Consider the following 6,582-nt stretch of genomic DNA (forward strand, 5'->3'; position numbering starts at 1 on the left):
AGACTAGGGACTCACCGCCCCGCGGCAGGGAAGTACCGGACCTAACGACCGGCCCGCTCCGACAGTGGCGTAGGTTTTCCCTGGACGCCGCGCCCACAGGCGCATGCGACGACTCGACTCGACCGCAAGGGGAGACAACGCGCTCATGAGCGATGTACTGGAGCTGGTGGACGTATCCGTGGTCCGCGACGGACGGGCTCTGGTGGACGATGTCTCCTGGTCGGTCAAGGAGGGTGAGCGCTGGGTGATCCTCGGCCCCAACGGCGCCGGCAAGACCACCCTCCTCAACATCGCCTCCAGCTACCTCTTCCCCTCCGCCGGCACCGCCCGGATCCTCGGCGAGCAGCTCGGCGGCGTCGGCACCGACGTCTTCGACCTCCGGCCCCGCATCGGCATGGCCGGCATCGCCATGGCGGAGAAGCTCCCCAAGCGCCAGACCGTCCTCCAGACCGTCCTCACCGCCGCGTACGGCATGACCGCCACCTGGCACGAGGACTACGACGCCGTCGACGAGCAGCGCGCCCGCGCCTTCCTCGACCGCCTCGGCATGACCGAGTACCTGGACCGCAGGTTCGGCACCCTCTCCGAGGGCGAGCGCAAGCGCACCCTGATCGCCCGCGCGATGATGACCGACCCCGAGCTCCTCCTCCTCGACGAGCCCGCCGCCGGACTCGACCTCGGCGGCCGCGAGGACCTCGTCCGCCGCCTCGGCCGGCTCGCCCGCGACCCGTACGCCCCCTCCATGATCATGGTCACCCACCATGTCGAGGAGATCGCCCCGGGCTTCACCCACGTCCTGATGATCCGTCAGGGCAAGGTGCTCGCCGCCGGCCCCATGGAGACCGAGCTCACCTCCCGCAACCTCTCCCTCTGCTTCGGCCTGCCGCTCGTCGTCGAGCACGTCGGCGACCGCTACACCGCCCAGGGCCTCCCGCTGAAGTAGCCGGATCCGTAAGGGAATCGCACCCTGTCCCGGACCCACCCCGCCGCCCTACCATGACCATGTGGACATCGACGCATGGGTCTGGTGGCTGATCGGCGCGGTAGGACTCGGGATCCCGCTCGTCCTGACCGCGATGCCCGAATTCGGCATGTTCGCCGTCGGTGCGATCGCCGGAGCCGTGACCGCAGGTCTCGGTTTCGGCATCGTCGCGCAGGTGGTCGTCTTCGTCGCCGTCTCCGTGGCGCTCCTCGCGGTGGTTCGCCCCATCGCCGCCCGCCACCGCGACGGCCCGCCCCGGCACGCCAGCGGCATCGACGCGCTGAAAGGCCGTCAAGCAGTCGTCCTGGAACGCGTCGACGGCAACGGCGGCCGCATCAAGCTCGCCGGCGAGATCTGGTCCGCCCGCGCGCTCGACTCCGGGCTGGCCTTCGAACCCGGCGAACAGGTCGACGTCGTCGACATCGACGGGGCGACCGCCGTGGTCATGTGACCGAACCCCCCACGAGACGGCGCGCCGTCTGGGAAACTCGATCATCACAACCAACCCGGCAGTCGACCGGCAGCGAAGGGCACAGGGAGCGCGATGTCAGCGATCATCATCGTCCTGATCATTCTGGTGGTGCTTGTCTTCATCGCCTTGATCAAGACGATCCAGGTCATCCCGCAGGCGAGCGCCGCGATCGTCGAGCGCTTCGGGCGCTACACACGCACCCTCAACGCCGGCCTGAACATCGTCGTCCCGTTCATCGACTCGATCCGCAACCGCATCGACCTCCGCGAACAGGTCGTCCCCTTCCCGCCGCAGCCGGTGATCACCCAGGACAACCTGGTCGTCAACATCGACACCGTCATCTACTACCAGGTGACCGACGCGCGCGCCGCGACCTACGAGGTCGCCAGCTACATCCAGGCCATCGAGCAGCTCACCGTCACCACCCTGCGCAACATCATCGGCGGCATGGACCTGGAGCGCACCCTCACCTCCCGCGAGGAGATCAACGCGGCCCTCCGCGGCGTCCTCGACGAGGCCACCGGCAAGTGGGGCATCCGCGTCAACCGCGTCGAGCTCAAGGCGATCGAGCCGCCCACCTCCATCCAGGACTCGATGGAGAAGCAGATGCGCGCCGACCGGGACAAGCGCGCCGCGATCCTCACCGCGGAGGGCATCCGCCAGTCGCAGATCCTCACCGCCGAGGGTGAGAAGCAGTCCGCGATCCTCCGCGCCGAGGGCGAGGCCAAGGCCGCCGCCCTGCGAGCCGAGGGCGAGGCCCAGGCCGTCCGCACGGTCTTCGAGGCCATCCACGCCGGCGACCCGGACCAGAAGCTCCTCTCGTACCAGTACCTCCAGATGCTCCCGAAGATCGCCGAGGGCGACGCCAACAAGCTCTGGATCGTGCCCAGCGAGATCGGCGACGCCCTCAAGGGCCTCTCCGGCGCCTTCGGCAACCTCGGCGGCGGAGCGCCCGGCTTCAACACCGGCGCGGTGCCCGGCAGTCGCACCGGCAACGAGACCGAACGCCGCGAAGTGCCCCCGGTCGACTGACGCGCACATGCCCTCGTGCATGATCGGTGCGAGCCCCTCGACCCCGACGGAAGTCCGGGCGGGGAGGTGAGCCACTGATCCTTTAAGGAGATGGCGTTGTCCATCTGGGAAGTACTGGCAGTGTTCGCAGCCGGCATCGGAGCCGGCACCATCAACACCATCGTCGGATCGGGAACGCTCATCACGTTCCCCGTCCTCCTCCTCACCGGACTGCCCCCGGTGACGGCCACCGTCTCCAACGCCCTCGGCCTCATCCCCGGCTCCATCAGCGGAGCCATCGGCTACCGCGAGGAGCTCAAGGGCCAGCGCCGCCGCGTCATCCGCCTCGGCACCGTCGCCGCCATCGGAGGACTCTGCGGAGCCGTCCTCCTGCTGATGCTCCCGGCCCGGGCGTTCGAGACCATCGTCCCCGTCCTCGTCGCCCTCGCGCTGGTCCTGGTCATCCTCCAGCCACGGATCTCCAAGGCCGTCCAGGCCCGCCGCGAACGCGACGGCAGCCCGGCGGACCCCGACGGCGGACCGCTCCTGCTGACCGGCCTGCTCCTCGCGAGCGTCTACGGCGGCTACTTCACCGCGGCCCAGGGGATCATCTACCTCTCCCTCATGGGGATGCTCCTCGCCGACACCCTCCAGCGCCTCAACGCCGTCAAGAACGTCCTCGCCGCGATCGTCAACAGCATCGCCGCGCTCTTCTTCCTCTTCGTCGCCGACTTCGACTGGACCGCCGTCCTGCTCATCGCCGTCGGCTCCGCCATCGGCGGCCAGATCGGCGCCAAGGTCGGCCGCCGCCTCCCACCGAACGTGCTGCGCGGCGTCATCGTCGTCGTCGGCATCGCCGCCATCGTCCAACTGCTGCTGCGCTGAACGACAAGGGCCCGCTCCCCGAGAAGGAGAGCGGGCCCCGCGTCGTATCCTCCGCGCACACCGGGACGTACCGGATCACGCCGCCGAACCGGCCAGCCAGTCCGGAAGCTCGGACCTCTCACCGGCCCGCATCGCCAGCAGCATCGCGTCCGCCGGCGACGGCACGAACGGCTCGTGCAGCAACGGCATCCCCGCCTGCTCCGGCGTCCGGTCCGCCTTGCGGTGGTTGTCCTCGGCGCAGGACGCCACCGTGTTCAGCCAGCTGTCCCCACCACCCTGCGCCCGCGGCACCACGTGGTCCACGGTGGTCGCGCGCCTCCCGCAGTACGCGCACCGGTGCTGGTCCCGGACGAGCACACCCCTCCTCGACCACGGAGCCTGTCTTCGGAACGGCACCCGTACGTAGCGGCAGAGTCTGATCACCCGAGGCACCGGAATGTCGACAGCGGCGGCACGCATCCGAAGCTCGGGATGCTCCTGCTCCACGACGGCCTTGTCCTGCAGGACAAGCACCACCGCACGGTTGAGTGTGACCGTCGAAAGCGGCTCGAAGCTCGCGTTCAGAACCAGCGTGTCCCGCATGGTGCCCACCTCCCGTGTGCCGGCCCAGCCCCATGGCAGGGCTCCGGGCTGGGATCAACTCTGGCCGGGCGCGCCGGGTTGGACAACGCAATATCGTGCGAAACGAAAGATGCCCGCTTCTGATCTCTCCAAGACCAGAAGCGGGCAAACAACAAACGAACGCTCAGCTGCGCTCGGGACCGGTGTACTCGGCGATCAACTGCGCGCGCCCCAGCGTGTGGAACCGCAGGTTGAACCCGACTGCCGCGGGCGACGTGTCCGCGTCGGGCCCGAGCTTCTCCGTGTCCACCGCGTACACGGTGAAGACGTAGCGGTGGTTCTCACCGGCCGGGGGAGCGGCACCGCCGAAGTCCCGGGAGCCGTAGTCGTTACGCGCCTGTACGGCGCCGGCCGGCAGCCCCTCGAACGACCCCGTGCCCGCACCGGCCGGCAGCTCGGTCACCGACACCGGGATGTCGAACAGCACCCAGTGCCAGAAACCGCTGCCCGTCGGAGCGTCGGGGTCGAAGCAGGTGACGGCGAAGCTCTTCGTCTCCGCCGGGAACCCCTCCCAGCTCAGCTGGGGCGAGGTGTTCCCCGCCGCGTACACCTGCGCGTCCTTCAGCGCGCCACCCGCCACGATGTCGTCGCTCACCACGGTGAACGCCGGCACCTGCGGATGGAAGTCGTGAGGGAGCGGCGCCCTCTTCCCCTCGGCCACGTCCGTACCTCCGTATCGCAGACTGCTGTACGGGGCTGAGCCTAGAGCCAGTTGCGCTTGCCACCGACGTCGGCGAGCCACTGGTTGAGGTATGCGGCCCAGTCGGTCGAGTGGAAGTCCTGCAGACCCACCTTGAAGGCGCGGAACGAGTCGCTGCCCTCACTGAACAGACCCGGCTTCTTGTCCATCTCCAGGACGACGTCCATCTCACGGTCGTCCGCGACGAAGCTGACCTCCACCTGGTTCAGACCGCGGTACTGCTGCGGCGGGAAGAACTCGATCTCCTGGTAGAACGGCAGCTTCTGCCGGGTCCCGCGGATGTGCCCGCGCTCCATGTCCGCGCTCTTGAAACGGAAGCCCAGCTGGAGGAAGGCGTCCAGGATCGCCTGCTGCGCCGGCAACGGGTGGACGTTGATGGGATCCAGGTCACCGGAGTCCACCGCGCGCGCGATCTCCAGCTCGGTGGTCACACCGATGTTCATCCCGCGCAGCTGCTGGCCGGAGATCGTGGTGACCGGCGTCTCCCACGGAATCTCGAGACCGAACGGCAGCGCGTGCACCGCACCGGCCTGCACCGTGAAGGCACCGCCGAGCCGGACCTTGACGAACTCGATGTCCTGCTTCGTCTCCTGGTCCGCACCCTCGACCTCGACCCGGGCCTGCAGGCCCACGGAGAGCCCCTCGATCTGCTGATCGACCGAACCGCCCTGGATCCGCACCTCACCCTGCACGACGCCACCGGGAACGACGTTCTCCTCGGTCAGCACCGTCTCGACGGAGGCGCCGCCGGCACCCAGGCTCGCGAGCAGCTTCTTGAACCCCATGAACACTCCCTCTTGTCCTGCTTGGCCTTGACCTCTACATACGCGCGACGACCGTAACCGGTTCCCCACCGCTTCCCCGGCAAGGCCCCAGTACGCTCGGACGCCATGAGCGAGAGCCCCGACCGTACGCCGCTCCCGCGGACCTTCTTCGACCGCCCCGTCCTGGAGGTCGCCCCCGACCTGCTCGGTCGCACCCTCGTACGGAACTCGAACGCGGGCCGCATCGAACTCCGCCTCACCGAGGTGGAGGCGTACGCCGGCGCGATCGACCCCGGCTCCCACGCCTTCCGTGGGCGCACCGCACGCAACGCCGTCATGTTCGGCCCGCCCGGACACGCGTACGTCTACTTCACCTACGGCATGTGGCACTGCCTCAATCTGGTGTGCGGTCCGGAGGGCCACGCGAGCGGAGTCCTGCTGCGCGCCGGGGAGGTCCTCAAGGGAGCGGAACAGGCATGGCCCCGTCGACTCTCGGCCCGCCGCGACACCGAACTGGCCAAAGGCCCTGCCCGTCTGGCCACGGCGCTCGACGTGGCGCTCACCCTGAACGGCACCGACACCTGTGCCGGCCCGGACTCCCCGCTGGCCCTCCTCGGGGGCACCCCACCCCCGCCCGACCAGGTACGGAGCGGACCGCGCACGGGAGTGGGCGGCGACGGAGCACCACACCCGTGGCGCTTCTGGATCGACGCCGACCCGACGGTGAGCCCGTACCGAGCCCATGTGCCCCGCAAGAGGACCTCTTGACCCGACTTGACTCGGGTGCCCCGGACGCCTAACGTAGGCGAGCCGCTTGAAACGGGACAGCTTGTTCAAGCACCCCGGAGCGGCCATCCACTACCTACGACGAACCCCAACGGGTGCGGATTTCGGCATGCCGAAATTTGATCCGAATGGCTCGATTATGAGTCGCCGGGGAATTCGGCTAAAGTAGTGACCACGCCGAAAGGCAAGGCAGCCAACAGGCCACCGGAAACAAAATCCGAACCGGAAACGGAACGGAAAAGGATCTGGTAAGGTTGGAAACACGAAAGACCGAAGGGAAAAGCCCGGAGGAAAGCCCGAGAGGGTGAGTACAAAGGAAGCGTCCGTTCCTTGAGAACTCAACAGCGTGCCAAAAATCAAC

Annotated in this window: 8 protein-coding genes; 5 read left to right on the plus strand and 3 right to left on the minus strand. The window is 68.4% G+C overall.

What is annotated here, in order from left to right:
• The first annotated feature begins 145 nt into the window (after positions 1-145).
• The 4 genes from AB0D99_RS34175 to AB0D99_RS34190 all read left to right on the plus strand — a co-directional run bounded on the left by AB0D99_RS34175 (position 146) and on the right by AB0D99_RS34190 (position 3,350).
• Positions 146-943, plus strand: a complete 798-nt coding sequence (locus AB0D99_RS34175) for an ABC transporter ATP-binding protein (RefSeq protein ID WP_362371556.1) — start codon at positions 146-148, stop codon at positions 941-943.
• A gap of 61 nt (positions 944-1,004) precedes the next feature.
• Positions 1,005-1,433 carry an NfeD family protein gene (locus AB0D99_RS34180; RefSeq protein ID WP_362371559.1) on the plus strand — a complete coding sequence of 143 codons (429 nt, stop codon included), beginning with the start codon at positions 1,005-1,007 and terminating at the stop codon, positions 1,431-1,433.
• Between the two features lie 93 nt (positions 1,434-1,526).
• Positions 1,527-2,486, plus strand: a complete 960-nt coding sequence (locus AB0D99_RS34185) for an SPFH domain-containing protein (protein ID WP_362371562.1) — start codon at positions 1,527-1,529, stop codon at positions 2,484-2,486.
• Positions 2,487-2,576: 90 nt separating this feature from the next.
• Complete coding sequence (locus tag AB0D99_RS34190) at positions 2,577-3,350, plus strand: sulfite exporter TauE/SafE family protein (RefSeq protein WP_362371564.1); 774 nt, start codon at positions 2,577-2,579, stop codon at positions 3,348-3,350.
• Between the two features lie 75 nt (positions 3,351-3,425).
• Here AB0D99_RS34190 and AB0D99_RS34195 read toward each other — a convergent pair whose 3' ends face one another.
• The 3 genes from AB0D99_RS34195 to AB0D99_RS34205 form a co-directional block, all read right to left on the minus strand.
• On the minus strand, positions 3,426-3,932 hold the full coding sequence (locus AB0D99_RS34195) for an HNH endonuclease (RefSeq protein WP_362371567.1): 507 nt from the start codon (positions 3,930-3,932) through the stop codon (positions 3,426-3,428).
• A gap of 163 nt (positions 3,933-4,095) precedes the next feature.
• Positions 4,096-4,632 carry a YbhB/YbcL family Raf kinase inhibitor-like protein gene (locus tag AB0D99_RS34200; protein WP_362371570.1) on the minus strand — a complete coding sequence of 179 codons (537 nt, stop codon included), beginning with the start codon at positions 4,630-4,632 and terminating at the stop codon, positions 4,096-4,098.
• Between the two features lie 41 nt (positions 4,633-4,673).
• Positions 4,674-5,456: a sporulation protein gene (locus tag AB0D99_RS34205; RefSeq protein ID WP_362371573.1), complete on the minus strand. Its 783-nt coding sequence runs from the start codon at positions 5,454-5,456 to the stop codon at positions 4,674-4,676.
• A gap of 105 nt (positions 5,457-5,561) precedes the next feature.
• Here AB0D99_RS34205 and AB0D99_RS34210 point away from each other — a divergent pair, with 105 nt between their 5' ends.
• A complete protein-coding gene (locus AB0D99_RS34210) occupies positions 5,562-6,203 on the plus strand; it encodes a DNA-3-methyladenine glycosylase (protein ID WP_362371575.1) in 642 nt (213 codons plus the stop codon).
• The last annotated feature ends 379 nt before the right edge of the window (positions 6,204-6,582 follow it).

The organism is Streptomyces sp. NPDC047971, assembly GCF_040653355.1.
Taxonomy (GTDB): domain Bacteria; phylum Actinomycetota; class Actinomycetes; order Streptomycetales; family Streptomycetaceae; genus Streptomyces.